The 24,224-nt window shown below is 42.2% G+C and carries 26 protein-coding genes and 1 riboswitch; of the genes, 3 read left to right on the top strand and 23 right to left on the bottom strand.

The features are described from left to right. Positions 1-5: 5 nt before the first annotated feature. The 5 genes from HMPREF2926_RS06775 to HMPREF2926_RS06755 form a co-directional block, all read right to left on the bottom strand. The gene (locus HMPREF2926_RS06775; RefSeq protein WP_049492505.1) at positions 6-899 is read right to left on the bottom strand and encodes an ABC transporter permease; all 894 of its coding nucleotides are present in this window, start codon (positions 897-899) and stop codon (positions 6-8) included. A 10-nt stretch (positions 900-909) separates the two neighbouring features. Beyond that, positions 910-1,887 (bottom strand): ABC transporter substrate-binding protein, encoded by a 978-nt coding sequence (locus HMPREF2926_RS06770; RefSeq protein WP_070587026.1) that lies wholly within the window; start codon positions 1,885-1,887, stop codon positions 910-912. Between the two features lie 408 nt (positions 1,888-2,295). Continuing rightward, the gene (locus HMPREF2926_RS06765) at positions 2,296-3,645 is read right to left on the bottom strand and encodes a hemolysin family protein (RefSeq protein WP_070587024.1); all 1,350 of its coding nucleotides are present in this window, start codon (positions 3,643-3,645) and stop codon (positions 2,296-2,298) included. Between the two features lie 114 nt (positions 3,646-3,759). After that, on the bottom strand, positions 3,760-5,241 hold the full coding sequence (locus HMPREF2926_RS06760; RefSeq protein ID WP_070587022.1) for an AcpB/EbpR/MafR family transcriptional regulator: 1,482 nt from the start codon (positions 5,239-5,241) through the stop codon (positions 3,760-3,762). 137 nt (positions 5,242-5,378) lie between these two features. Further along, entirely contained in the window at positions 5,379-6,506 is a 1,128-nt protein-coding gene (locus HMPREF2926_RS06755; protein WP_070587020.1) for an AI-2E family transporter, read from the bottom strand. Positions 6,507-6,580: 74 nt separating this feature from the next. Here HMPREF2926_RS06755 and HMPREF2926_RS06750 point away from each other — a divergent pair, with 74 nt between their 5' ends. Further along, entirely contained in the window at positions 6,581-7,372 is a 792-nt protein-coding gene (locus HMPREF2926_RS06750; protein ID WP_070587018.1) for an ABC transporter ATP-binding protein, read from the top strand. Between the two features lie 212 nt (positions 7,373-7,584). Here HMPREF2926_RS06750 and HMPREF2926_RS06745 read toward each other — a convergent pair whose 3' ends face one another. The 7 genes from HMPREF2926_RS06745 to trmL all read right to left on the bottom strand — a co-directional run bounded on the left by HMPREF2926_RS06745 (position 7,585) and on the right by trmL (position 13,646). Then, positions 7,585-9,639: a cation:proton antiporter gene (locus HMPREF2926_RS06745; protein WP_070587016.1), complete on the bottom strand. Its 2,055-nt coding sequence runs from the start codon at positions 9,637-9,639 to the stop codon at positions 7,585-7,587. A 12-nt stretch (positions 9,640-9,651) separates the two neighbouring features. Further along, positions 9,652-9,906, bottom strand: a complete 255-nt coding sequence (locus HMPREF2926_RS06740) for a hypothetical protein (protein ID WP_023918874.1) — start codon at positions 9,904-9,906, stop codon at positions 9,652-9,654. Beyond that, complete coding sequence (locus tag HMPREF2926_RS06735; protein WP_003013293.1) at positions 9,899-10,456, bottom strand: tRNA 5-(aminomethyl)-2-thiouridylate-methyltransferase MnmM; 558 nt, start codon at positions 10,454-10,456, stop codon at positions 9,899-9,901. Before HMPREF2926_RS06735 ends, HMPREF2926_RS06740 begins: the two co-directional genes overlap by 8 nt. Beyond that, on the bottom strand, positions 10,440-11,399 hold the full coding sequence (locus tag HMPREF2926_RS06730; protein WP_141751782.1) for a tRNA modification radical SAM protein MnmL/YtqA: 960 nt from the start codon (positions 11,397-11,399) through the stop codon (positions 10,440-10,442). The genes HMPREF2926_RS06735 and HMPREF2926_RS06730 overlap by 17 nt, the downstream gene beginning before the upstream one ends. Positions 11,400-11,457: 58 nt before the next feature. After that, a complete protein-coding gene (locus HMPREF2926_RS06725; RefSeq protein WP_023918877.1) occupies positions 11,458-12,108 on the bottom strand; it encodes a phosphatase PAP2 family protein in 651 nt (216 codons plus the stop codon). Next, positions 12,098-12,655 carry an ECF transporter S component gene (locus tag HMPREF2926_RS06720; RefSeq protein WP_070587012.1) on the bottom strand — a complete coding sequence of 186 codons (558 nt, stop codon included), beginning with the start codon at positions 12,653-12,655 and terminating at the stop codon, positions 12,098-12,100. Before HMPREF2926_RS06720 ends, HMPREF2926_RS06725 begins: the two co-directional genes overlap by 11 nt. Before the next feature lie 217 nt (positions 12,656-12,872). Continuing rightward, positions 12,873-13,022, bottom strand: a riboswitch (FMN riboswitch). An 81-nt stretch (positions 13,023-13,103) separates the two neighbouring features. Next, positions 13,104-13,646, bottom strand: a complete 543-nt coding sequence (gene trmL, locus HMPREF2926_RS06715; RefSeq protein WP_003008338.1) for a tRNA (uridine(34)/cytosine(34)/5-carboxymethylaminomethyluridine(34)-2'-O)-methyltransferase TrmL — start codon at positions 13,644-13,646, stop codon at positions 13,104-13,106. Positions 13,647-13,979: 333 nt separating this feature from the next. Here trmL and trkA point away from each other — a divergent pair, with 333 nt between their 5' ends. After that, a complete protein-coding gene (trkA, locus tag HMPREF2926_RS06710) occupies positions 13,980-15,335 on the top strand; it encodes a Trk system potassium transporter TrkA (protein WP_070587010.1) in 1,356 nt (451 codons plus the stop codon). Positions 15,336-15,340: 5 nt separating this feature from the next. Then, the gene (locus HMPREF2926_RS06705) at positions 15,341-16,780 is read left to right on the top strand and encodes a TrkH family potassium uptake protein (RefSeq protein WP_070587008.1); all 1,440 of its coding nucleotides are present in this window, start codon (positions 15,341-15,343) and stop codon (positions 16,778-16,780) included. A 75-nt stretch (positions 16,781-16,855) separates the two neighbouring features. Here HMPREF2926_RS06705 and yidD read toward each other — a convergent pair whose 3' ends face one another. The 11 genes from yidD to HMPREF2926_RS06650 all read right to left on the bottom strand — a co-directional run bounded on the left by yidD (position 16,856) and on the right by HMPREF2926_RS06650 (position 24,168). Beyond that, on the bottom strand, positions 16,856-17,098 hold the full coding sequence (gene yidD, locus HMPREF2926_RS06700) for a membrane protein insertion efficiency factor YidD (protein WP_070587006.1): 243 nt from the start codon (positions 17,096-17,098) through the stop codon (positions 16,856-16,858). Then, the gene (locus HMPREF2926_RS06695) at positions 17,095-17,826 is read right to left on the bottom strand and encodes a pseudouridine synthase (RefSeq protein WP_003005375.1); all 732 of its coding nucleotides are present in this window, start codon (positions 17,824-17,826) and stop codon (positions 17,095-17,097) included. The genes yidD and HMPREF2926_RS06695 overlap by 4 nt, the downstream gene beginning before the upstream one ends. Then, entirely contained in the window at positions 17,816-18,385 is a 570-nt protein-coding gene (gene scpB / locus HMPREF2926_RS06690; RefSeq protein ID WP_070587004.1) for an SMC-Scp complex subunit ScpB, read from the bottom strand. The genes HMPREF2926_RS06695 and scpB overlap by 11 nt, the downstream gene beginning before the upstream one ends. Then, complete coding sequence (locus HMPREF2926_RS06685) at positions 18,369-19,088, bottom strand: segregation/condensation protein A (protein ID WP_024055478.1); 720 nt, start codon at positions 19,086-19,088, stop codon at positions 18,369-18,371. The genes scpB and HMPREF2926_RS06685 overlap by 17 nt, the downstream gene beginning before the upstream one ends. Beyond that, entirely contained in the window at positions 19,088-19,819 is a 732-nt protein-coding gene (gene xerD / locus HMPREF2926_RS06680) for a site-specific tyrosine recombinase XerD (RefSeq protein WP_049507053.1), read from the bottom strand. The genes HMPREF2926_RS06685 and xerD overlap by 1 nt, the downstream gene beginning before the upstream one ends. Further along, positions 19,816-20,277, bottom strand: coding sequence for a cyclic-di-AMP-binding protein CbpB (gene cbpB / locus HMPREF2926_RS06675; RefSeq protein ID WP_003008353.1), 462 nt, complete (start codon positions 20,275-20,277; stop codon positions 19,816-19,818). Before cbpB ends, xerD begins: the two co-directional genes overlap by 4 nt. Further along, entirely contained in the window at positions 20,274-20,795 is a 522-nt protein-coding gene (locus HMPREF2926_RS06670) for a metallophosphoesterase (RefSeq protein ID WP_003008356.1), read from the bottom strand. The genes cbpB and HMPREF2926_RS06670 overlap by 4 nt, the downstream gene beginning before the upstream one ends. Next, positions 20,768-21,748: a nucleoside-triphosphate diphosphatase gene (locus tag HMPREF2926_RS06665; RefSeq protein ID WP_070587003.1), complete on the bottom strand. Its 981-nt coding sequence runs from the start codon at positions 21,746-21,748 to the stop codon at positions 20,768-20,770. Before HMPREF2926_RS06665 ends, HMPREF2926_RS06670 begins: the two co-directional genes overlap by 28 nt. After that, entirely contained in the window at positions 21,745-22,539 is a 795-nt protein-coding gene (gene racE, locus HMPREF2926_RS06660; RefSeq protein ID WP_003008361.1) for a glutamate racemase, read from the bottom strand. Before racE ends, HMPREF2926_RS06665 begins: the two co-directional genes overlap by 4 nt. A 77-nt stretch (positions 22,540-22,616) precedes the next feature. Beyond that, on the bottom strand, positions 22,617-22,862 hold the full coding sequence (locus HMPREF2926_RS06655) for a YneF family protein (RefSeq protein ID WP_003005109.1): 246 nt from the start codon (positions 22,860-22,862) through the stop codon (positions 22,617-22,619). 55 nt (positions 22,863-22,917) lie between these two features. Further along, positions 22,918-24,168 carry a diaminopimelate decarboxylase gene (locus HMPREF2926_RS06650; protein WP_070587001.1) on the bottom strand — a complete coding sequence of 417 codons (1,251 nt, stop codon included), beginning with the start codon at positions 24,166-24,168 and terminating at the stop codon, positions 22,918-22,920. Positions 24,169-24,224 lie beyond the last annotated feature (56 nt).

Genomic DNA, 24,224 nt, shown 5'->3' with positions numbered 1-24,224 from the left:
TTCTCCTATTTATTTCCTAACTTCAGTCCACGAACACGAAGACGTTTTTGCGCCTCAGGAGCAAACAAGACAATCGCGAGCAAGATTGCATTGAAGAGACGAACCATATTTTGATCGAGATTTGGGATCTCGTAAATATTTAAGATAATCAAACGGTACACAATGGCTCCAACCCCGATGGAAAGCAAACGCCAACCAATGGTCAATTCGTGGATCAAAACTTCAGCGATAATCACCGCACTCAAGCCAACCACGATCGTCCCTGTACCAGAAGTCACATCTGAGAAACCATCATTTTGTGCAAACATGGCTCCACAAAGGGCAATCAAGCCATTGGAAATCATGTAACCCAACATCTTCATGTTATCTACATTGACCCCATTAGCCTCACTCATTGGAATGTTATCACCAGTCGAGCGCAAAACCAAGCCAAGTTGCGTCTTCATTAAGAGGGTTAACAAGATACAGACGATGATCAAGCACGAAATACTAATCAAAAAGACAGCTTCTTCATTGGACAAGCCCAATTTCATGACACTTTTGAAAATGGTACTGGCATCACCAATAGAGAGGTTGGGTACTCCCCCCATGATTTTAATATTGATAGAGTAGAGACCGGTCAAAGTGACAATCCCTGTCAAGAGGGCTGGAATTTTCATTTTTGTATGGAGAACCCCAGAAACCAATCCTGCGATCATTCCTGCTAGGAAGCCCATCAAAGTTGCAAGCCAAGGGTTTCTTCCTGCTTGAATTTGGGAGGATACAACTGCTGCCCCAAGTGGAAAGGCTCCTTCTGCCGTCATATCGGCAATATCTAAAATTCGAAATGTTAAGTAAACACCGATCGCCATGATCGACCACAATAAACCTTCTGATAAACTTGATAAAACGAAATTCATCTCAAACCTCCTATTTTTCTACCTTCAACGAGCTAATATCAATTCCAAGCTCTTTGGCCATCTCTTTATTGGTATGCAATTCTAATTTTTCAGGTGTTTCAACTGCGACTTTCCCAGGTTTCTCACCCTTCATGATGCGAATAGCCATCCGAGCAGCTTGTTTTCCCAATTCCTCATAATCAGTACCAAAGTTGTACAAGCCACCAGTAGCTACCATTTCAGCAGATCCACCAAAAACGGGCACCTTATGGCTGAGGGAAACCTGTTTTACAGTGTCCATTGTAGAAGAGATAATATTGTCCGTCGGAACAAAGACGATATCTGCCTCTGACATGATACTGTCTGCTGCAGCTTTCACATTGTTACTATCGAGAATTGTTTTTTCAACCACTTGATAGCCTTTAGCTTCTAAGATCTTCTTCGCATTGTCTTTTTGGACGACGGAGTTAGGCTCACTTTGCGTATAGAGAATCCCAACTGTTTTCGCTGTTGGAAGCACTTGCTTAATCATGTCTACCTGTGTAGCGATCGCATCTTCTGACTGGTCACTTGTCCCTGTGATATTGCCACCTGGTTCTTTCAAGTTTTTCACCAATTTCGCTGCCAATGGGTCGGTCACAGCTGAGAAAACAATAGGTGTTGATTTAGTGGTATTAGCCAAACTTTGTGCGGAAGGGGTTGCAATCGCAAAGACTAGATCACTTTCTTCTGCCAATTGTTTAGAAATATTTTTCAGATTTCGTTGCTCCCCTTGAGCATTTTGGAAATCAATTTGGATATTTTTCCCATCCACATAGCCCTCTTTCTTCAACTCTTCGATAAAGCCTTTACGTGTTGCATCGAGCGACTTATGGGTGATGTACTGGGAAATCCCAATTCGAAAGACATTGTCTTTTTTAGCATCTTTCAGATGGTGTAAGGTCACCAATGAGGTTAACAGAAGTCCTACAACCAGGACAGGTGCTAGCAATTTTTTCACTACTTTCATTTATTGACTCCTTTTCTGCAAAATAAACAAAAAATCCGCTTAGATGATACTCTAAACGGATGCTTGAAATTCTCCAACAAGTTACAAAACCTCGGTCCATTTAGATACTAGCTCTATGGACCATCATCAAAAATCTTAGCCACATAGATACAAACAAATTGCTTGGGTTGTTTGCATCCATGAGATCATGTCTACAAACACTATCTAAAGTAGCTAAAGTAAAATTTTTGAGTTGAAATGGCTTGTTGCTTCATGTTTATTTTCTGCTTTCTTTTTTTATGGGTATTATCTTACCTTAATTTTTTTTGGCTGTCAAGACTATTTCAGAAATTTTTGAAATTTTTTGAAAATTCAACTGGTCCTGACAAGAAAAAAACAGAGGCTGGAACACGTCCAGGCCTCTATTTTTTAATCTTCTTTTGATTTAGTTTCTTCATCTTCCTCGACGATTTCAGAAATTTCAACTTTCACCTTGGTCACACGACCATTTTTCACCTTGTCATTTGTCAGAATCAAGTGTTTCTTTTGACTATCGACTTCACAGCTGAGTCGCTCTTTCAAGGTCGGAATTCGCCCAACCTCTGTCAGGTAATAGCCTGCAATGGTATCCACATCATCGCTTTCCAACTCAACATCAAAATATTCGTTAAAGTCATTTAGAGACATGGCTCCTTGTACGACATAGGTATTGTCCGCAATTTCAAAGACATCAATTTCCGCTTTGTCAGTCTCATCGTCAATTTCACCAACGATTTCTTCCAAGAGGTCTTCAAGAGTAACCAAACCAGACATCCCACCATATTCATCGAGTAGAATGGCCATTTGATTTTGCGTATTGCGCAATTCCTTCAAAAGATCATCCACAAAAATGGTTTCTGGAACAAACAAAGGTTCTTGCAAAATCTTTCTTAAGACAATATTATCAAAGCCATTGATAAATCCTTCGTTCAAGAGACGTTTGGTATGGATGAGGCCGATGACATTATCCTTGTCATCATCATAGACAGGAATCCGTGAAAAGTTTTGCTTAAGGATACTTTCAATAATTTCTTTGGTATCATCATTGATATCAACCATGAAGGCATCTGTCCGTGGCACCATGACTTCACGCGCTACCATTTCATCTAATGAAAAGATCCCTTGAAGCATCTCAATCTCGTCCGCATCTAGTGTTGCTTCACTATTGGTCAGCATATACTCGATTTCATCCCGCGTCATCTTTTCATCCGGATCATCGAATTCCATTGGCGTGATACGGCTCAAAAGGTTGGTCGATGCTGAAAGCAACCAAACAAAGGGGCTGACAATTTTTCCTAATAGAATCACAATCGGAGCTGTTCGAACAGCCAACTCATCTTTCAAGTTCATAGCGATTCGTTTCGGATAGAGTTCACCAAATACGATCGAAATATAAGTCAAAAATGCTAGAGATAAAAAGCTTCCAGTTGCAAGAGCCGTTTTAGTATTGCCCATCCATCCAGCAATGACATGTCCAAGGCTATCCGCAAGACTCGCCCCAGATAAGATGGTAATCAAGGTGATCCCCACCTGAATAGTGGATAAGAAATGGTTCGGTTGCTCCAATACGCTAAGAAGACGAATGTATTTTTTATCTCCTTCTTCAGCCTTTTGCTCTACACGAGAGCGATTCAACGATACCATTGACATTTCAGTCGCCGAGAAAAAGGCGTTCAATAATGTCAAAACAATCAATAAAATAACTTCCAGTAAAATTTCCTGACTGCCAGGGTCTTCCATGGATAATTTCCTCCAGTATATAATATCGTATATTATACCACAAAATAGGAGAGCCTGCATTCTTCTATGTCATTTTCTTTTTTACCATCAAAAAATCAGGACCAGGTCCTGATTTTAGTGTTCTGCACTGGTAAAATCATAAAAGAAGGCATTGAGTTTTTCAACCAGCTCAAGCGATGAGAGACTACTTGTACAGATAAAAGGTTTTTTCTTTAATTCAGGCATCATAAAGTTGCCCACCACCACATCTGCATCCGAAGCTTCGATATCATCCACTGTCAGATTGTACTTGATCATCTGCGTAAATTCAAAGTTATCCGTACAGTAGAAATCAAGGAAATCGATCATGGATTTGGCATGGTGATCGTCAAAACGACTGATAATCAAGACCTTAATAGACTTCCGACGACGCAATAACTGTGGTAAGAGACGTTCCCAGTGAGTGTAGACCGTGTAGATCATGTGCTTGATGATCTCATCATTCAGATCATGCTTCATGGTCTTCATATAAGTGATGATATGCTCCTTCAAATCATCATAGAAGGCTGGGAAGATACTCATGAAATCTTCGTTGGTATTGGTCTTGGTATCAAATAAGAGAAACTCAGAGAATAATTCCTTCCGATCGAGATGAGACGTGTTATGAACATGCATCAACATCTCATCAAGATTTTCAATGTCTAAATCATAGGTATAGCATAGATCCTTGAACATATCTCTGATGAGCGTCGTTGATTCTTTGGCATAAGGATCTGTTTCTGCAGCTTCGATCAAGCTTTCTGGGCTGAAATAGAAATTCTCTTGAATGAAGATGATGAAGAATTGCTCCAGCACTTTTTCATTCAACTCGACACCCAACTGCAAGCTAAAGTAGCGCAACATCTCCTCAACATTGGTCACCCCTTGATACTGGTCCTTATACACATCATAGTTCGTTGGCATGTCAATAAAATAGCCTTGCTTAATCCGTGACAAGTAGGCTGTCAAGAGAACTTTATAAGACCTGAGTACAGAGAAGGTCAATGGATAGCCATAGAGTTTGAAGAAGAAGGTGATCAAATCGGTCACAGCCTCTTCCTTAAATTCTGGGAAAGGCCACTCCATATAGTAATAACGTTCCGCAAAATATTGGGCATAAAAGAAACGAACGTCAATCTCATCTCCGACAAGATTCAAGGGTTTCAAATCAATCTTTACATTGTATTTGGTTTGAAGCTTCTGATTGATCGTCCGAATCAAGCGGTAGAAAGATTGGTAACTCAGATCAAACTTTCTGCAAATATATTCATTGGAAACATCCTTGTTGAAGAAAAGATACTCAATCAAGGCAAAGGCTTGTGATTCTTTAAAAAAGTGATGATAGATCACTTCTAGCCCAACCGAATCCTCATAACTGATCTTGATCCCATTGGTAGAGGATTCAATTAAAAAGTCATCAAATGTACTACGAAGATTAGACAAATCTTCTTTTAACGAACGTTCTGTACAATCCAAACGCTTGGCCAACTCTTTCAAGTGGAACCATCTTTTTTCCTTAATCAAGATTTCCAATAATTGCAATTGGCGTCTCTGTTTTTTCGATAAGAGGAGTCTCATCTTTCCCTACCTTTTCATATTTTCTTTCAAAATCACTTATATTTTAACACATTTCATAGTACTTGTTGACTATTTTCCAGCATTTTTCTCAAAAAACTGTACAAAAAAGACTCAAAGGCCCATATAGGCGCTAGAGTCTAGGATTTATTAATGATACCAAATTCTTCTTTTTTCTTCTGCTCCTTAGCAGCACGGTGGTTATCATAAAGATTCACCAAGAATTTTACAATTTCTTTCCCAATCGAATAGACTGGAATCGCGACGACCATCCCGATAATGCCGTAGATATTACTTGAGAGCAATAATAGAACCATAATGGTAATCGGGTGAACCTTCATCACGCCTCCAACAATACGCGGATAAAGAATATTGCCATCGATCTGCTGGATAATCAACATGTAAATGACTGCTTTGATCATCATATCCATATCGGTAAAAGCATAAGTGATGACCATCGGAATCAACCCGATGGTTGGTCCTACATATGGAATGAGGTTGGCCAATCCAGAAAAAATGGCAAAGACCAAAGCATACTTCAATCCAATAAAACTATAGCCAATGTAGGCTAGGGTTCCAATGATCAAAGCATCGATCGAAATCCCACTAATGTAGCGGGAGACCGTTTCATTCAAACTAATCAAGAGGCTTGAAATGTGGAGTTTGTCATTGCGTAAAATGGTCCGCTCCAACATCGGTAATAACTTCTTCCCATCGACCAAGAAATAAACTAAGAAGACAGGGGTCATGATCAAGATAAAGACCGTATTAACAATGGTGTTAACCACACTTCCTAAACTGTTGGTCACACTATTCAAGAGATTTTGTAGGATATCCATATAAGAGAGATTCAACTGCTGAATCGTCGACTGGATATTCACATTCTGGAACAAAGGATTGGTCGAGAGTTTTCGAACCAAACTTTGAACTTCCCAGTAAAGTCCTTGAGTTGAATTGATCAAGCTGGTTAACTGATTAATTAAGATAGGGAGCAGATAAAAGATCCCTAAGCCAATGATCCCAAACAAGAGTACTAAGGTGATCAAAATCCCAAACACACGCTTGATTTTTAAATGTTTTTCCAACAATTCAACAATCGGATTGGTAATGTAATATAAAAAACCTGCAATTAAAAATGGTAAGAGGATGGTATTCAGAACAGATACAAATGGAGAAATTAAAGTTCCCATTGATTTCCAAATATAGAAAATCACCGTCAATAATAAGATCTCACATGTCCAGAATAACAATTTACTATTTCGAAACATTCCTTACCTCCTGTTTTCTATTCTACCATATTTTATGATAGAATAAAGGAGATTTTAATCAAAAGGATGAAGTTATGAATAATTTGATTGAACTACAAGACGTCAATTTGATCCGCAATGGAAAAGCTCTTTTAAAAGAGATTAACTGGCAAGTGAAAGAAAATGAATGCTGGGCCATTTTAGGTCTCAATGGGGCAGGAAAATCGACCCTCCTCAAACTTCTCATGTCTGAATACTGGGCTAGTTCTGGCCAGGTAACTGTCCTTGGAACCCGCTTTGGAGAAGGAGGTATTCCAGAGTTGCGGAAGCGTATTGGGATCGTTAGCTCCTTTATTTCAGAAAGACTGCCAGAGCATCTTTTGACAGAACAAATTGTCCTAACTGGTCAATACAAGAGTAGTATTTTATATGCTGCATACGGGGAGGAAGAACTAAACTGGGCACGAGATATGCTAACTTCAATTGGAGCTAGCGCTTTGATCGGTCGCAAATACCGGGAGCTCTCTCAGGGAGAAAAGCAGACAGTCCTCATTGCACGAAGCCTCATGGACCAGCCAGATCTGATCATTTTTGACGAGGCCTCTAGTGGATTGGATCTCTTTGCCAGAGAAAAACTCCTCCGTCAGATCCATCATATCAAACAATTAGATCACGCGCCTACCATGATCTACGTCACCCACCATGCCGAAGAAATTACAACAGACATAACCCATGTCCTCTTACTCAAACATGGCCAAGTGGTCGAGCAGGGACCAAAGGAAAAGATCCTAACTCCCCATGTCCTAAGCCAATTTTATGAAGCACCAGTATCCCTTATTGATCTTGGTGACGAGCGACTCTTTGTCAAACCAGAAATCGCACACTGAAAAGAAAATGAATAAAGCAAAAAGAGAGTGAGACAGAAATCGGTCATTCGTTAGAATTCGATTTCGTCGTCCCACCTCCGCACAGTTGAGTAGGGCTGTAAAAGCTGATGAAATCAGCGGAGTAGAGCCTACTCAACCACTGCGTCCTACTCAACAATCCAAAAATCAATTGAGAGGCTAGGACTTTTGTCCCAGCCTCTTTTACTCTTATCTCAACGATTCCGTGCATACTCGATCATATCATATGGGAGAGTATTGGCACTTTCTCTTAGGGAATAGCTTTCTAATTCATTGACATTTTGTCGCATACGGCGCGCTTGCTTGGCGGTAATCAGGTGTTGCGCTTCATATTCAAAAATAATCTTACGCTCCAAATAATAGCCTCTCAACATTTCATCGATATTATTTGGTTTCACGCGATTAATAACCCGCTCCACAAAGGCCCCACTGGTAATAATAGCTGTCTCTCTCAGACGAGATTCTTGTAAGAAAGAGATCAAACTGCTCCGATAAATCCCCTTGAGGTCTTCCAAACTTTCGATGATGATTTCCGTATTGGCCAGATAAAGGGCCGCAATCTGGTCATAATCAATGGCCTCTAACTTACTGTCTTCTCGGGTCCACCAGTTTCGCAAGCCAGACCCAAAGGTTAAGATCTCATGAACTAATAAACGCAAGAGACGGAAAGACACCAAGAGGTAATAGGTTAAACGAGACGAAAGATTGCGATTGACACGTTGCTCCATATTGCGAAGATAGCGTTGGTAGACACGGTAGCCTCGCTCTCGAATCTTCCCTTCTTCATAGGCCTGTTCCAAGCCGTCACTTTCAATACTCAAAATCAGGAGCTTCAACTGTTCCCAGTCCTTTTGAATAAGCCTGTTTTCTTGGCCTAGAATCAAGTTTTCTATGCGGCCATGGTAGTTATCAATCGCCGCATACAAGGGACCCTTGTGCTTGCTATTCTTTAGGTCTGCTTCTAATTCCATGACGACATCATTTAAAATCGCGATCTGCATTAGGTAGTCATTGGTTTCTTCCTTTTCTTCTGATAATTTTGGAAGTACCACTAAGCCAGCAATAAAGCTGACAAGGGTAACTCCTGCCACTAAAAAGAGCAGGATGGGGTATTCTTTTTCGATTTTGGTTGGAATCAAAAGAATCGTCGCAATCGAAACCGTCCCCTTCACACCCGAAAATGTCAGCAATAAGGCATCTTTTAGATAATTGCTCAACGATTTTTTTAGTCGAACCGTTCGGAACCAATAAAAGAGGTAAACCATGACAAAACGAATCAAAAAGAGCAAGGCTGTCAACAGAAAGACAGAAAGAACTAAAAGAAGATTATTGTAAATGGGACTACTTAAGATGGGCTTGGAAATCATTTCCAATTCCATTCCTAAGATGACAAAGACCGACCCATTTAAGATAAAGTTGACCGTATTCCAGACAGTATGACTCACAGTATCTACCCGCGCTTCAAGGAGGGTAATGTGCTTAAAGCGACTGGCTTTTAGGATCCCTGACACAACTACTGCAATGATACCAGAGACATGGAGTTCTTCTGCTAGGAAGAAGGTCAACAGTGGGAGACTCAGTTCTAATAACAATTCACTGGCAATATCACTGGCGCGAACACTCAAGAGCAAGGTTTGCAGCCAACGGTTCACAAAGGCCGTCAAGATCCCCACCGCAAATCCTCCAATGATGGAGATTTCCAAGGAAACCCCTGCCTCTCCAAGAGAGAAACTTCCGGTCGCAAGTGCTGCTAAGGCCACTCGAAAGGCGACTAGACCAGAGGCATCATTTAGTAACCCTTCGCCTTTTAAGATATTCGAAACCCGCTTTGGAAAGCTAAAGCGCTCAGACAGGGAAGCAAAGGCTACTAAGTCTGTAGGCCCAAGGGCCGCCCCCACTGCCATACAGGCTGCTAAAGGAAGGCTCAGCCACAAGGAATGGGCTGCCCAGCCCAAACTAATGGTGGAGATAAAAATCACTGGGAAAATCAAATATAGGATGACCCGCCAGTGCTTTAAGACGGAAGTAATATCTGCTTCTTCTGCTTCTCGAAATAAGAGAGGACCAATGACCAAGGCCAGAAAAAGCTCGGTATCCAGATGAAAATTTTCTTCCGGCACAAAGAGAGCCCAACCAATCCCTAGTAAAATTTGAATCAAGGGCAGAGGAAGGCTCGGCACAAGTTTATTGGTGGCATTTGAGACGATCAAAATCATCGAAAAGATCACTGCATAAAGGAGTAGTTCCATATCACTCCCTCCTTAGCGTTCTTGGCAACAGGTCTCAAATTGCTGTTTTAACTCCGCAATCTTTTGGTCTGTCTTGGTTACATCCTTGTGCTCAATCTTCTTTTGGCACCGTTCCATCTCAAGCGAAACCAATTTCTTTTTTATTTTGAGCATCTTTTTGGTCATATGGGCTTCATCATAAAAACCTATAGCACGCTCGTGGATGGTTGATTCGACAAAATGATGTCTCAATCCTTCGATTTTATTCTTTAAATATTCTTTATCCATGACGGTAGCTTTCTAATTTTTCGATCATGACCAAAAAGGGTGGCTGATTCACTTGATTCAGTGTCCGGTAGATGGTCGCTGTATAGTCTTTTTGAGGGAGCTGACTGACAAAGTCCAGCACTGCATCACGCTCGATGTCTCCTCCTTCATGACCATAATAAATCATAATAGCCATTCGCCCACCTTTTTCTAGGCGAGCACAGATTTTTTCCATCGCTTCAATCGTGGTAGCTGGAAGAGTAATGACCGATTTATCTGCAGATGGCAGATAACCCAGATTAAAAATAGCTGCTTTGAGGGTCTCCACATATTGGTCCACATGCTGGTGGCCATCCAAAATCAACCGGACATGTTGAAGTCCCAACTTTTCCAATCGTTCTTGGGTATTTACAAGGGCCTGCTCTTGAATATCAAAGGCATAGACCTGGCCTGCTAGTTGGGCTAAAAAGGCCGTATCATGTCCATTTCCCATGGTCGCATCCACCACCACATCTTCTTTGGTGATGACTTCTGCTAAAAATTGATGGGCCATTTCAAGTGGTCGAAGCATTGGCAGTCTCCTTTTCTTCTAGCTTACATCCTTGGGTACTTCCACGCCGACGCATTTCAGTTTCAATAGCATTTAGGACTTCCCATTTGTTGAGACTCCACATAGGGCCAATCAACATATCCCTTGGTGCGTCCCCTGTAATCCGGTGGATGACGATGTGTTTGGGGATGATTTCCAACTGGTCACAGATGACCTTGACATACTCCTCCTGGCTCATGAGTTGAAGTCGTCCTTCATGATAGTCCCGTTGCATCCGTGTATTGGTCATCAAATGCAAGAGGTGCAACTTGATGCCATCAATTTCATTATCGGTCACACAACGGCGAACATTTTCCACCATCATCTCATGGGTCTCCCCAGGAAGGCCATTGATCAAATGGGAGACGATCTCTGCCTTGGGCACCTGTTGGCGAATACGCTTGACTGTTTCAACATAGAGATCATAACTATGGGCTCGATTGATCAATTCAGAAGTCGCTTCATAAGTCGTCTGAAGCCCCAACTCAATCGTCACATGCATGCGCTCTGTCAGCTCTGCTAGGTAGGCCAAGGTCTCATCTGGTAAACAATCCGGACGCGTACCAATGTTGATTCCTACCACTCCTGGTTCATTGATGGCCTGTTCATACCGCTCTCGAATGACTTCCACTTTATCGTGGGTATTGGTAAAATTTTGAAAATAGACCAGGTACTTCTTCACATCTGGCCATTTCCGATGCATAAAATCAATCTCTTTGTAAAACTGTTCTCGAATCGGAGCTTCTGGGGCCACAATGGCATCTCCTGAACCCGAGACCGTACAAAAAGTACAGCCACCGTGGGCGACTGTTCCGTCTCGATTGGGACAATCAAAGCCTGCATCAATAGGGACTTTAAAGGTCTTTTCTCCAAATAAGGTTCGATAATAATCATTCATGGTATTGTAGGATTTCATACCCTTCATTATAGCAAAAAAAAGAGTCGAACTCAAAACGCGAGTTCAACTCCTAGTTGTTAGATGCTTATTTTTGCTTGCCTGTAAAGCGCCATTGAAATCGCAAGCGATCATACAAGGGATACTCAAACTGTAAGACAGCAAGACCCAAAATCATACTGCCAAGAACGTCTGATGGATAGTGGACCCCGACATAAACGCGGGAAACCACAATGGTCACAATTCCCAGAACCAGCAAGCCTTGAAGGCAATAGCGGGCTGTTTTATGTTTTACATGTTGGCTGATGATGATGATCAAACTTCCCAAAACAAGGGTAGACGCCAGTGAATGACCACTCGGGAAAGAAAAGCCTTTTTCCTCTACTAGATGAAGAATACTTGGTCTCGGTCTCTGGTAGATATTCTTTAGAAGAAGCACCAAAAGACCAGTCAATACCAAATTGCTCCCTAGAAAAAGAGCTTCACTGTACCATTTTTTATAGGCAAAGACCGCTAGCAGAAGACCCACCCAGATAACAATGATCTTGGTATCCATGACATGGGTCACCTTGGTAAAGAAGGCCGTCAGTGTTGCAGGCAGATCGCCTCGAATAGCAGATTGAATCGTGCTATCAAAGCCTGTTAATTGTTGCGGGTAAAAGCGAATCACATACCCAAGAATGACAAAAATGAGAAGGGCGAAGCTTGCCTTCGCCCAATGTTGTTGTTTATTTTTCATATTTTTTCAAAATCGGTTGCAATAAGGTATAGATCAACCCAAATGCGATGGCCCAAATCACCCCTTCGATCAGGTTAAACGGTGCAACCATTGCGGCTAAATAGTGGACAAGACCTAGTGTTTTCGAAATATCATAGTTCATAAAACGAGCATACAAAGGGATTGCATAGACATAGTTCACCAATACCATCGTAATACTCAAGCTGATCGTTCCAACAATCGTTGCCAGAACAAATCGACCATGGGTCCGTTCCTTGTTCCAAATCCATGCAAAAGCAAGGACAAAAACAAGAACTGCAATGATATTGATTGGTAATCCGATCAAGGTTTCAAGCCCCTTATTATTGAGGGCTAATTTAAGGACAGATCGGATCAAGGTCACCCAAACGGCACTTTTAAAATCCAACAGGACCAAGGCCAACAAAATGGCGATGATACTCAAATCAATTTTGAAGAAATCTATTAAGAAAGAAAATTGATAGAACATCAAAATAAAAGATAAAGCGGATAAAACAGCCACTAGGGTCAGTTTACGTGTATTTGTCATAACAGGTTCCTCCAATTTTTTAAAAATTAGAGAAGCTGGAAAGACGTCTACTCCATCATTCTACTCTAAACTATTTAAACAAAGCTTAAACTAGAAACTATTCTAGTTACTTTAGCTGGTCTCCATCAAAACATGCCGTTAGTCAGTCTTAGACCCTAACGTTCCATTTTCATGCATCAGCTCTAAACAGATCAGAATAGCTGTCAGTCTATTCGTCTCTCGTCTTCTCCCATCCAGACTATACTGTCGGTTGTGGAGTCACACCACATCAGCTTGCGCTCGCGGACTTCTTTTAGAGTATGGAAAAGAACATTTCCTAGTAAAAATCACCGCCGGTCGGGAATTACACCCTGCCCTGAAGACCCTTTTATGATAACAAAAAAAACTTGCCTAGGCAAGTTTTTGTAACTTGATAGATTACATCGTTCGGTTTTTTAGTTTTCATCGGCTATTTGAGCTTATCATGCTCATAACGATGGCTCAACTCCAGCCCCTTAAAACCTTGCTGGCGGAGTGCCTCATAGACAATCATGCAGACGGTATTGGAGACATTTAAACTACGGACATGCTCATCATTCATCGGAATGCGAATGGCCTTCTCTTCGTGCTGGCGCATAAAATCTTCCGGCAATCCTTTATCCTCGCGTCCAAACAAGAAATAATGGGACTTCCCATCCTGATAAGAAACGTCCGAATAGGTCTGATTTGCAAACTTGGACACTAGGTGCACCTGACCGTCGCGCGCTGCTTCCATAAACTCTTCTAGACTATCATAAAAGCGGACATCCAGCTTGTCCCAATAATCGAGTCCTGCTCGCTTCATCTTGCGATCATCGATCGGAAAAGCCATGGGTCGTATGATATGCAAGGGGGAATTGGTCGCCGCACAAGTCCGTGCAATATTGCCCGTATTTTGTGGAATCTGAGGTTGGAACAAGACGATGTGGTTTTGAGCAGCTGACTCTTGGTAGTCCAGTTCTTCAATATTCATACTCGATCTCTTTCTGATAAAAAAATAGCCACACTGCCCGGAGTCAAGCTCAGCAAACAGCGTGGTTACAGCTTCATTAACTTAACTCACAACAGGTTTGAGGTAAATCAACGAAGGTACTTTCTAAGTATAACACTTTTGAAGCTCCTGTCAATAGTTTTTTTAGATTTTTTTAAGAAACTTTATCAAAGTTTTCAATCCCTCCTCATTTTACTCTTTTGACGATTTTTCCTACTTGTTCTTAGCTTCTCAAAATTCCTCCAGAAAGTCCTTAAAAAAGATGAATTTTTCTTGAAAATAGAGTATGATAGAAGCATACTCTGGAGGTAATTTATGAAAATTATTGTTGTTGGTGGAGGAAAGGTCGGAACGGCCCTTTGTCGTTCTCTCGTTGCTGAAAACCACGATGTTATTTTGATCGAAAAAGACGAATCCGTTCTTAACCATATTACCAAACGATTTGATATCATTGGAATTTTAGGAAATGGGGCAAATTTCAAGATCTTGGAGCAAGCGGATGTTGAAGACTGCGACATCTTCATTTCCATGACCGAGTACGATGAAGTGAATATGGTCTCTGCTGTTTTGGCTAAAAAAATGGGAGCCAAAGAGACCATCGTTCGGGTACGGAATCCGGAATATTCCAATTCCTACTTCAAGGAAAAAAATATCTTGGGCTTCTCCCTAGTTGTCAATCCGGAATTGCTGACAGCTCGTTATATTGCCAATATCATTGACTTCCCAAATGCGCTTTCTGTGGAACATTTTGCCAATGGTCGAGTAGCCTTGATGGAATTTAAGATCAAGCCAGATAGCAATCTCTGCAATATGAGTCTATCCCAATTCCGGAAGAAATACGGAAATGTCATTGTTTGCGCAATCGAGCGTGGCAACGAACTCACCATTCCAAACGGAGATTTTGTCTTGCAACCTCAAGACAAGATTTTCGTAACAGGTAACCGGATCGAGGTCGTTCTCTTCCACAACAATGTTCGCCCTCAGGTCATTAAAAGCATGATGATCATTGGTGCTGGGAAAATTGCCTACTACCTACTCAATATTCTTCAAGATGTACGTCGCAAGATCGATCTCAAGGTCTTAGAGGTCAATCGTGAACGGGCAGAATTCTTTAGTCAGGAATTTCCTGATCTCTATGTCGTCCATGGAGACGGAACTGCTAAAGACATTCTTTTAGAAGAGAGTGCCAATAACTTCGATGCTGTGGCTACTTTGACAGGGGTCGATGAAGAAAATATCATCACCTCCATGTTCTTGGATTCTGTCGGTGTCAAAAAGAACATTACCAAGGTCAACCGAACCAGTCTGTTGGAGATCATTGGCGATCAGGATATGACCAGTATCGTCACTCCAAAACGCATCGCTGTAGATACCATTATGCACTTTATTCGTGGACGCTACAATGCACAGTTCTCAAACCTAGAAGCTTTGCACCATGTCGCAAATGGCCGGATTGAAACCTTGCAGTTCCAAATTAAGGAAGACAATAAACTAACCCAATATCCCCTCTCTGAATTGAAATTGAAAAAAGGCGTCTTGATCGCTGCCATTATTCGAGACGGTAAGGCTATTTTCCCTAATGGAGATGACCGTTTGATGGTAGGAGATCGGATTATCGTAACCACCTTGATTCAAAATGTCACTAAAATCTACGATTTAGTTGAGAGGTAAGCCTGATGAATAGAAGCATGATTCGTTACCTCTTGTCCAAGCTCCTCTTAATCGAGGCAGCGCTCCTGATCGTTCCCTTAGTGGTCGCTGCCATCTATCAGGAACCTTCCAAGGTCTTTATCTCTATTGGGGTAACCATGGCCATCTTACTTGGGCTGGGGCTCCTTGGTAGTTTTCACAAACCAAAGGACTTTCACATCTATGCTAAAGAAGGAGTCCTGATTGTAGCACTCTGTTGGATCCTCTGGTCCTTCTTTGGTGCCCTTCCCTTTGTCTTTTCGGGGCAAATTCCAAACATTATCGATGCCTTCTTTGAAGTCAGCTCCGGCTTTACAACAACAGGGGCAACGATTTTAGACGATGTGGGTGTCCTCAGCCACTCTCTCCTCTTTTGGCGTAGTTTTACCCACTTGATAGGTGGGATGGGGGTATTGGTCTTCGCCCTTGCCATTATGGACAATAACAAGAACAGCCACCTGGAAGTCATGAAGGCAGAAGTTCCTGGTCCAGTGTTTGGCAAGGTCGTTTCCAAATTAAAAAACACAGCTCAAATCCTCTACTTCTTGTACTTGGGCTTGTTCTTCCTCTTTGTAGTTCTTTATTTCCTTGCTGGCATGCCCCTTTATGATAGTTTTGTCATCGCTATGGGGACGGCTGGAACCGGGGGCTTTACCGTTTTTAACGACGGAATTGCCCACTACAATAGCAGTTTGATCACCTATTTGGTCAGCATCGGGGTTTTAGTCTTCGGGGTTAACTTTAACCTCTACTACTTCCTCATGATCCGAAAATTCAAGGCCTTCTTTAAAGATGAGGAATTGCGGACCTACATTACCATCGTCCTCGTGTCCAGTGTCTTGATCGCCTACAATGTCCTTCATCTCTATGCCAATGTCGCTAAGAGTTTTGAGATTTCCTTCTTCCAAGTTTCCAATATCATCACCACTACCGGTTTTGGTTATGGAACGACGGAAAAATGGCCTCTCTTTTCTCAGTTCATCCTCTTGATGCTGATGGTCATCGGTGGTTCTGCTGGATCGACCGCTGGGGGGCTTAAAGTCATTCGGTGTTTAACCTTATGGCGAATCGCAAAAAATCAGGTTCTTTCGACCTTGTCTCCGAATCGCGTTCTGACCTTGCATGTCAATGATACGGTATTGGATAAAGATACCCAGCATCAGATCCTCAAGTACTTTACAATATACAGTTTTATCACGATCGGCCTGCTCTTTGTAGTCAGTCTAGACAATAATAACTTCATGACGGTTGTCAGCGCTGTCTTTAGTTGTTTCAACAACATTGGACCTATGATTGGAACAGGTCAAACCTTCTCCATCTTTAGTCCGATTTCAAAACTATTACTTTCCTTAGCCATGATTGCCGGACGGCTTGAAATCTATCCAATGATTCTACTCTTCCTCCCTAAAACGTGGTCTAAACGCTGATAGACAACTTTTGTACAAAATCAACACCCTTAGAAAAATAATTTCTAAGGGTGTTTCTGTTTATTTGCGATCGTCCTATTTTGATTCTTCATTTCGCTTCAGGCTAAAATGCTCTGGCAAGGGGTCTGGTCCTGCTTTGGTTCCCGGATGGCAACGTAGAATCCTCGCGATTCCCATCAAGACACCTTTCACTCCAAAACGTTCAATCGCTTGGATCATATAATTGGAACAGGTCGGTTGAAAGCGACAAGAAGGCGGAAATAGGGGAGAGATCCATTTTTGATAGCCTCTGACCAGCGCAATCAGGATTGTTTTCATGCTTTTTTAGATTTAGTCACTGCTAGATTGTGCAGCTGGCTGATTTCTTTTTTGTTCAAGCGACGGTATTCACCCGGACGTAGCCCTGAGACGTCCAAATTTCCAAATTGGGTTCGGGAGAGTTTATCTACTAAAAGTCCCACAGCTTCAAACATCTTTTTAACCTGGTGGTTACGCCCTTCATGAATGGTCAACTGAACCACTGAACGGTTCTTTTCGACATCCACTTTTAAGATCTCGTAAGTCGCTGGCTTAGTTTTCTTTCCATCAATGGTCACCCCTCGCGTCAAGGGACGCAAGTTTTCCTTATTGGCAATCCCTTTGACACGCGCCACATAGACCTTATCAATTTCATTTCGCGGGTGAATCATCTCATCTGTAAAATCACCATCATTGGTCAAAATCAAGACACCAGATGTATCCCAGTCCAAACGTCCTACTGGGTAGATGCGCTCTGGTACTTGAGATAAAAGGTCAACGACTGTTGTCCGCCCTTTATCATCCGATACACTAGAGATGACACCACGTGGCTTATTTAAAAGATAGTAGACCTTTTCTTCGTTATAGATTGGAGTCCCCTCTACTTCAACCTGATCACCGGTTTTAATGATGGTCGCTAATTCACGCACGACTTGGCCATTGACCGTCACCAGGCCTTGCTTGATCAGTTCTTCGGCCTTGCGACGACTAGCCACGCCTGCATGGGCAATATATTTGTTAATTCTCATCTAGTTCCTCTGTTCTCTCTGAAAATAATTGACCTTCCTCTGGATCGATGTCCACTTCCTCAACCTTTGGCAATTCCTCCAAATGATTGATCCCCATATAATCCAAAAAATACTCCGTCGTGACATACAAATTAGGACGCCCGAGGACTTCTTTTTTTCCATCTTCGCGGATCAGATCAAATGACAGTAGTTTGGTAATAGCACCACTGGAATTGACGCCTCGAATATCATCTACCTCCACGCGGGTGATCGGTTGCTTATAAGCAATGATTGACAAGGTTTCAAGGGCAGCCCGAGACAAACTTTGGTTCATGGGCGTTCTAGAATAGTCTCGTAAAACCGAAGCGTAGTCTGCCTTTGTCACCAATTTATAACGGGAAGCTGTCTCCATCAAACACAGACTGGTACCTGTATCCTCCTGGTATTTTTGGGCCAATTTTTCTAAACTTTGCACCACACCTGTTGGGGGTAAAGAGAGAAGATCTGCGATTTGTCTGGCAGTAATTCCTTCTTCACCCGCTACAAATAAGAGTGCTTCAATTTCAGCTAATTTGCTCATGTTCAATCCTATTTAAGTAAATTTCTCCAAAAGCCCTATCCTGTACCACTGTGACCTCTTGAATCTTGATTAATTCAAGGGTTGCAAGAAATAGGGTAATAACCTCTTGGAGATCCGCTGCTTCTAGAAACAAGTCCTGCAAGAGAACTTGTGAGCGATCGTGGAATCGGTGACGCAGCTGGTCCATCAGATCCTCAATCTTGTATTCATCCTTGACAATGGTTGTATGGTTCTGGCGGAATTCTTCTTTTTTCTTAGTCAATAGTTTTGAAAAAGCCAAGAAGAGATCCACCGTGGTGCGATCATGAAGTAATTCGGTATCGTCATAGACCAATTCCATCTTGGGTTTCGAATAATAGAGGGCGCGCTCCTCATGCTGCGAGGCCATCAACTCTCCTAATTGCTTGTAAGTACGGTACTCTTCCAATTGAGAAAGGAGGTCCTGCTCGAGATCCTCTGCTTCATCCATCTCCTCTGCGACCTTAGGAAGAAGTCTACGACTCTTGATCAGGGTTAGTTGACTAGCCATCAGCATGTATTCCCCTGCTACCTCTAGTTTCATCGCCTGGAGAGTCGCCAAATAAGCCAGATACTGTTCGATCACCTCAATCAAGGGGACCTCATAGATATCCATCTGGTATTTAGAGACCAAGTGGAGCAAGAGGTCCAAAGGCCCTTCAAAATCTTTAATTTTAATATCCATTATTTATATTTTTCTAATGTCACCATGGTTTTTAGGCCCAATTCACGCGCAATACTAAAGAGATCCACACCGAGTTCACGTTGTTTCAAAATATACTGCTCACGAATTGATTGTGCCGAAAGGTCTTGGTTGCCTTTTTCGATCAAGAAGGCTTCTAATTGTCGGAATCCCCACTGACGAGAGTATGATTTTCCTTTATTATCAAAGAGATAGACACCATCCAGGAAGAGTTGCAACTCATCCAGTAAAGGATCTGGAACTTTTAAAACCCGTTTTTGGCCATCTTTGCCCACTCGAATGACATGAAAGTCCAGCTGAATATCTTCGACCTTGACTTGGAGGATCTCACTTGGCAATAAGCCCATCTCCAGAATCAATAAGGCCATCAAGCGTCCCTGTGGGTTAGTTGATTCTTCCCAAAAATGGGTCAGATCTAACAATTCACGATCATGGGTTTTGGCCGGTTGAATTTTAGGCAAGACCAAACGATGGTATTCAGAAATAAAGCGTTCTTGATACAAATAATATAAAAATTGGTTAACAGCGGATAATTTTCGTTTTTGAACCGCCGGTTTAAAATCTTTAATCGAAGCTTGGTAAATTCTCAAATTCGTCGGCGTCACTTTTCCATGAATTGATTCAATAAATTGGTCCAAATCATAGAAATAGGCTGACTGAGAATTTTCACTTAGTTCTTTTTGATCAATAAAACTTGCAATAAATTCTTTCATTTTGGAATCATCTCGTATTCATTTGAAAAATTATGCATTAGCGAATTGATGGCTTTGAGGATCGATTTCCGCGTAATAATCCCTTGGAAATAACCTTCTTCATCCACCACTGATAAGAAGGAGTCATCCACCAACTTGTGAAGGACTTCTGTCAAATTGAAGTCTAAGCCGATGACCCCGACCTCCTTCTTTGCAACGTCTACGATATCCATCGAAGCAAAAGTCTCCTCAGGAATCTCGTGTTTCAATTGATAAGATAGAATATCCGTTAGGGAGATCGTCCCCACAAACTTGCGTTCATCCGTCACTACCGGGATGCGACTATAGCTAATCTGGCTCAACAGCAAGACCGCATGGTCTACATTGTGGGTATCAATCAAGACCGCTAAATTTTTGGCAGGAGTTAAGAACGTCTCTTCCTGCGCCAGCAAGAAACGTTCAAATTCCTTTGCTATCATCTGCTAAACTCCTTTGTCAATTCAGGGTACAATTCATGATCTCGCGTATAATACTCTACCTTGAAGTTCGAATCGGTAATCTCTATCTTGGCATACAAACACTCGCGAATCAGACCACGAGGTTGGCTAACGGATCCAGGATTCACAAAGAGGGTTCTTCCTTCCTTCCAAGCATCTGGGATATGAAGGTGACCGTAAAGACAGATATCTGCTTCTTCCTCTTGGGCCCATAGATCCAATTTTTGAAAACTAAAATTGATCTGGAAGAGATGTCCGTGGGTCTGGATGATCCGAGTTGGCCCTAGTTGGGTCACCAAGCGTTCCGGATAGCCATCATAAAAATCCATATTTCCTTGGACAACGTGGATCCCTTCCCAGACAGGATCATCACTTTTTAGTTCAGAATCCCCATTGTGAAAGATCCCATCGACCTGGCCTAGGTATTTTTCTTTAATAGCTTCAACAATGGAGCGGTCTCCATGCGAGTCACTCATAACGATGATTGTTTGCTTTGCCATGATGGAAATACCTCCAATAACTTTTTAACAGCTAAAGCACGATGTGATTGTGTATTTTTTTCTTCAAGCGTTAATTCAGCAGCAGCACGGCCCGTTTCCCCAACTAAGAAGAGAGGATCATAGCCAAAGCCGTGTTCCCCTTTGGGCTCAAAATTAATATACCCTGGCCAATCTGCTTCCACCACTAGACTTTCCTTGCCTGGTCTTGCAACCACCAAGGTCGTATGGAACTGGGCTGAGCGATCTTTCAAGTCAAAAACCATGGCCAATTCGTGCAACAATTTCGCATTGTTTTCCGCATCTGTCGCACCAACTCCCGCAAAGCGAGCTGACCAAACTCCTGGTAAGCCTCCCAAGATATCCACCTTCAAACCTGAATCATCCGCTAAGACTGTTTTCCCAGTTAGCTCTGCAATCGTTTCAGCTTTTAGGCGGGCATTCTCTTCAAAGGTCAGACCTGTCTCTTCGACTTCTGGAAGCTCTGGGTATTGATTGAGATTTTCCACTTCAAAGCCCAGCTTTTCAAACATATTACGGAATTCTTTGGTTTTTCCCTCATTTCGAGTCGCAATGAGAATCGTATCTTTGACCTTACCTTGACCCAAGAAGGCTTCTAAATCCACCCCATCACTTGGCAAATGCAAATAGAGCAATTTCCCTTTTTCAACCAAGAGCAAGGCTCCTTGACGCTGTACGATTTCAAAAGCTCTTCCCTTGACTTCATTCAAGATTTCGGTCAAAAAGGTCAGAAAACGGAAGGCTGAACCATAGCGCATCACCGATAGATTGAGAGGGAATCCTTCAGGATCCTTGGCAAAGAGAAGTTCCAGCTGATCTAACAGAGTGGAAGCTTCCGCAGTCACTTGACTAAATTGGTTGTAGTCTGCATCTTCTCCCCATTGGGCTATATACCAATCTTGGGGATCTTTGTATTCAAATAGTTTGTCACTCATAAATTTACATGCTCCACATTCACTGAACGTTCTAGCCATTTTTCGGCAATCGCTGCAAAGCTATTGGCATTTGCAGTGGTATAAAAGCGGTGGGTCTGCTCTAAGAGTTCGCGACTCTTATTGAGCTCAAAATAGTTTAATAAAACGGAAATATCCCGAACACACTCTGCCCCACTATCAATCAATTTAACATCCGGTCCCATCACATTTTGAATGATCGGTTTTAAAAGGGGATAATGGGTGCATCCCAAGACTAAGGTATCAACCTTTCCAACTAGTGGTTTTAGGGTTTCGTAAACCACCTTTTTGGTCACACTGGATGCCAACTCGTTTGATTCTACTAAAGGAACAAACTTGGGACAAGCTAAACTGCTGACTTCCATGTCTGGTGCCAGACTTTGAATCTTCTCTTTATAAATTCCAGAAGAAACCGTCATCGGTGTCCCAATGACCCCAATTTTTTGATGGGTCGTCGATTTAATGGCTGCAGAAGCACCGGGCAATATCACTCCCAAAACGGGAATATCGAGTTTCTCCTTGACTTCTTCCCAAACAACTGCCGTTGCTGTATTACAGGCTAAGACAATCATCTTGACATTTTTGGTCAGAAGGAAGTTCACCATCTGCCAAGTATACTCGCGAATTTGGTCTGCTGGTCTAGGACCATAAGGTGCACGCGCTGAATCTCCAATATAGACGACATCTTCGTGAGGAAGCTGACGGAGCAATTCGCGGACAACAGTCAGGCCCCCTACTCCAGAATCTAAAAAACCAATCGGTCGGTTATCCATATCTCTTCCTTCCAAAAGGAGGGACTAAGAAATTCCTCCAAGCCCCTCTCATTTATTATCGTGAGATTGCCCCACTCTTATTTTTTCTTGTTTTTCGCCATTGCTGATTTTTGTTGGTTCACAATTTGGCGATAGACTTGTTGAACTTTTGCTTCGCTTGGACGTTGGCCGCTGGCACCTAAAAGCGTACGGACTGCTTCAACATTCAAACGTGGGTTTGAGGCAAATTCTTTTTCAAACTGACGACGAAGCAAGAACATTCCTGCAACCATCCCACCAAAGAAAGCTAAAATAATCAACAAAATTCCTAAAAAGAGATTCATAAAATTTTCTCCGATCCATTATTTTTACATAACTATCATTATATCAGACAATCGCTTATTTTTCAATGTCAAAGCCGTAGAGTGTCGCAAGATAATCTTCTGGTTTTTCTGCTCGACGAATCAAACGGGCTTTCCCATCTTCTTGAAGCAAAACTTCTGCCGAACGCAACTTGGCATTGTACTGATACCCCATTGAAAATCCATGAGCTCCGGTGTCATGGATCACAAGTAAATCTCCAATCTCCGTCACGGGTAGTTCTCGTTGTTTGGCAAATTTATCGTTATTTTCACAAAGACTTCCCACGACATCGACCACTTCAGTCAGTTCCTCTGGACGATCCATATTGGTAATATGGTGATAAGCACCGTACATAGCCGGTCTAAGAAGGTTCACAGCTGAAGCATCAACCCCGACATAAGTCCGGTAAGTTTTCTTTTTATGCGTCACTCTGGTTACCAAGAGACCGTGTGAAGCCAGCATAAAGCGACCAAGCTCGGTATAGATTTTCACATGACCAAGTCCTGCCGGTTTGAGAATCGCATCAAAGACGCGATGTACGCCCTCCCCAATAATGGCAATATCATTTGGCTCTTGCTCTGGTTTGTAATTGACCCCAACCCCACCAGAAAGATTGATGAAGCCCAAGTGAACACCTGTTTTCTCGACGACTTCCACTGCCAATTCAAAAAGTTGACGCGCCAACTCTGGATAGTAGTCGTTGGATACTGTATTAGAAGCCAATAAAGCGTGAATGCCAAACTCTTCCACACCTAGTTTTTTCAACTCGATAAAGGCTTGGATCAATTGCTCCTTGGTCATTCCAAACTTAGCTTCTTCCGGATTGTCCATAATATCGGTTCCCAGTTCAAAAACTCCACCAGGATTATAGCGGCAAGAAATGACCTTGGGGATGCTAGTCACAGACTTCAAGAAAGCAATGTCTTCATAGGCGTCCAGATTGATCGTTGCCCCTAATTCTCTAGCATAGACAAATTCATCAGCTGGCGTATTGTTAGAAGAAAACATGATCTCTTTTCCACTAAAGCCCAGTTTATCTGCCATTAATAATTCTACGTAGCTGGCCGTGTCGACACCACATCCCTCTTCTTGCAAAATTTTTAGGATCGATGGGTTAGGAGTCGCCTTGATGGCAAAGTACTCCTTAAATCCTTCATTCCAAGCAAAAGCTTGATGGAGGGCACGAGCCGTTTCACGAATTCCTGCTTCATCATAGAGATGGAAAGGGGTAGGAAATTCTTGGGTCAGACTTTCTAATTGTTCACGGGTTACAAAAGGTGTTTTCATAAGCGCTCATTTCTATTCTTTAGTCACTATTAGTATAGCACAAGTCGAAAGACAAA

The organism is Streptococcus sp. HMSC078D09 (assembly GCF_001813675.1).
In the GTDB taxonomy this organism is placed as follows: Bacteria; Bacillota; Bacilli; order Lactobacillales; family Streptococcaceae; genus Streptococcus.
This window is presented reverse-complemented; position numbering and strand designations above follow the sequence as displayed.

Coding starts and splice junctions, on each gene's coding strand:
- HMPREF2926_RS06775 (WP_049492505.1), bottom strand. CDS start 899: ATGAATTTCGTTTTATCAAGTTTATCAGAAGGTTTATTGTGGTCGATC.
- HMPREF2926_RS06770 (WP_070587026.1), bottom strand. CDS start 1,887: ATGAAAGTAGTGAAAAAATTGCTAGCACCTGTCCTGGTTGTAGGACTT.
- HMPREF2926_RS06765 (WP_070587024.1), bottom strand. CDS start 3,645: ATGGAAGACCCTGGCAGTCAGGAAATTTTACTGGAAGTTATTTTATTG.
- HMPREF2926_RS06760 (WP_070587022.1), bottom strand. CDS start 5,241: ATGAGACTCCTCTTATCGAAAAAACAGAGACGCCAATTGCAATTATTG.
- HMPREF2926_RS06755 (WP_070587020.1), bottom strand. CDS start 6,506: ATGTTTCGAAATAGTAAATTGTTATTCTGGACATGTGAGATCTTATTA.
- HMPREF2926_RS06750 (WP_070587018.1), top strand. CDS start 6,581: ATGAATAATTTGATTGAACTACAAGACGTCAATTTGATCCGCAATGGA.
- HMPREF2926_RS06745 (WP_070587016.1), bottom strand. CDS start 9,639: ATGGAACTACTCCTTTATGCAGTGATCTTTTCGATGATTTTGATCGTC.
- HMPREF2926_RS06740 (WP_023918874.1), bottom strand. CDS start 9,906: ATGGATAAAGAATATTTAAAGAATAAAATCGAAGGATTGAGACATCAT.
- HMPREF2926_RS06735 (WP_003013293.1), bottom strand. CDS start 10,456: ATGCTTCGACCACTTGAAATGGCCCATCAATTTTTAGCAGAAGTCATC.
- HMPREF2926_RS06730 (WP_141751782.1), bottom strand. CDS start 11,399: ATGAAGGGTATGAAATCCTACAATACCATGAATGATTATTATCGAACC.
- HMPREF2926_RS06725 (WP_023918877.1), bottom strand. CDS start 12,108: ATGAAAAATAAACAACAACATTGGGCGAAGGCAAGCTTCGCCCTTCTC.
- HMPREF2926_RS06720 (WP_070587012.1), bottom strand. CDS start 12,655: ATGACAAATACACGTAAACTGACCCTAGTGGCTGTTTTATCCGCTTTA.
- trmL (WP_003008338.1), bottom strand. CDS start 13,646: ATGAATATTGAAGAACTGGACTACCAAGAGTCAGCTGCTCAAAACCAC.
- trkA (WP_070587010.1), top strand. CDS start 13,980: ATGAAAATTATTGTTGTTGGTGGAGGAAAGGTCGGAACGGCCCTTTGT.
- HMPREF2926_RS06705 (WP_070587008.1), top strand. CDS start 15,341: ATGAATAGAAGCATGATTCGTTACCTCTTGTCCAAGCTCCTCTTAATC.
- yidD (WP_070587006.1), bottom strand. CDS start 17,098: ATGAAAACAATCCTGATTGCGCTGGTCAGAGGCTATCAAAAATGGATC.
- HMPREF2926_RS06695 (WP_003005375.1), bottom strand. CDS start 17,826: ATGAGAATTAACAAATATATTGCCCATGCAGGCGTGGCTAGTCGTCGC.
- scpB (WP_070587004.1), bottom strand. CDS start 18,385: ATGAGCAAATTAGCTGAAATTGAAGCACTCTTATTTGTAGCGGGTGAA.
- HMPREF2926_RS06685 (WP_024055478.1), bottom strand. CDS start 19,088: ATGGATATTAAAATTAAAGATTTTGAAGGGCCTTTGGACCTCTTGCTC.
- xerD (WP_049507053.1), bottom strand. CDS start 19,819: ATGAAAGAATTTATTGCAAGTTTTATTGATCAAAAAGAACTAAGTGAA.
- cbpB (WP_003008353.1), bottom strand. CDS start 20,277: ATGATAGCAAAGGAATTTGAACGTTTCTTGCTGGCGCAGGAAGAGACG.
- HMPREF2926_RS06670 (WP_003008356.1), bottom strand. CDS start 20,795: ATGGCAAAGCAAACAATCATCGTTATGAGTGACTCGCATGGAGACCGC.
- HMPREF2926_RS06665 (WP_070587003.1), bottom strand. CDS start 21,748: ATGAGTGACAAACTATTTGAATACAAAGATCCCCAAGATTGGTATATA.
- racE (WP_003008361.1), bottom strand. CDS start 22,539: ATGGATAACCGACCGATTGGTTTTTTAGATTCTGGAGTAGGGGGCCTG.
- HMPREF2926_RS06655 (WP_003005109.1), bottom strand. CDS start 22,862: ATGAATCTCTTTTTAGGAATTTTGTTGATTATTTTAGCTTTCTTTGGT.
- HMPREF2926_RS06650 (WP_070587001.1), bottom strand. CDS start 24,168: ATGAAAACACCTTTTGTAACCCGTGAACAATTAGAAAGTCTGACCCAA.